This window comes from Vibrio sp. 1069, assembly GCF_033340555.1.
This window is the reverse complement of sequence record NZ_JAWOWP010000186.1, coordinates 1-889: the sequence shown is the minus strand read 5'-3', so window position 1 is coordinate 889 and position 889 is coordinate 1. Positions and strand designations below refer to the sequence as shown.

The window sequence follows — 889 nt, the reverse complement described above, 5'->3', positions numbered from 1 at the left end:
GTCGTGGCGATTTTTCAAGCCGCGACGTCAATTAACGAACAGACATTAAGCTTCTTACCTCGTTTGATCGTGACTTTGTTAGCTTTGATGCTGTTTGGTCACTGGATGACGCAAATGCTGATGGAATATTTCTTCGGCTTGATTGAGCGCTTGCCTCAGGTTCTGTACTAGAGGCTGGTATGGAGTATCCCACTCAAATCATCTTAGACTGGATAGCCAATTATTTTTGGCCGTACGTTCGTATCTCGTCGATGTTGATGGTGATGACCGTTACTGGCGCTCGCTTTGTTTCTCCTCGTATTCGTTTGTATCTCGGCCTTGCGATTACTTTTGCCGTGATGCCTGCTATTCCTGCTGTTCCGCAAGACATTCAATTGCTCTCATTTCGTGGTTTTATGACCATCGCAGAGCAGATGATCATTGGCGTCGCGATGGGCATGGTGACGCAATTTATGATCCAAACGTTTGTGTTGCTCGGGCAAATCCTTGGTATGCAATCGAGCTTGGGTTTTGCGTCGATGGTCGATCCTGCCAATGGTCAGAACACGCCATTGCTCGGTCAATTGTTCATGTTCTTGACCACCATGTTTTTCCTCGCAACCGATGGTCACTTAAAAATGCTGCAACTGGTGGTCTTCAGCTTTAAAACCCTACCGATAGGGTCGGGCACGCTTACCGCGGTGGATTTTCGTGATATGGCGGGTTGGCTTGGCATTATGTTCAAAACCGCTCTGAGTATGTCGCTATCTGGCATCATCGCGCTGCTTACTATCAACCTGTCGTTTGGTGTAATGACGCGTGCCGCGCCTCAGCTGAACATTTTCTCGCTCGGTTTTGCATTTGCGTTGATGGTGGGTCTATTGATTTGTTGGTACATCTTGGCTGGTCT

At 47.8% G+C, this 889-nt stretch carries 2 protein-coding genes; both read left to right on the top strand.

Annotated features, from left to right (window positions below):
• Nucleotides 1-171: flagellar biosynthetic protein FliQ (locus tag R7040_RS25340; RefSeq protein ID WP_318097401.1), on the top strand; the 171-nt coding region annotated here is incomplete at its 5' end.
• A gap of 8 nt (nucleotides 172-179) precedes the next feature.
• Nucleotides 180-889: flagellar biosynthetic protein FliR (gene fliR, locus R7040_RS25335; RefSeq protein ID WP_318097400.1), on the top strand; the 710-nt coding region annotated here is incomplete at its 3' end.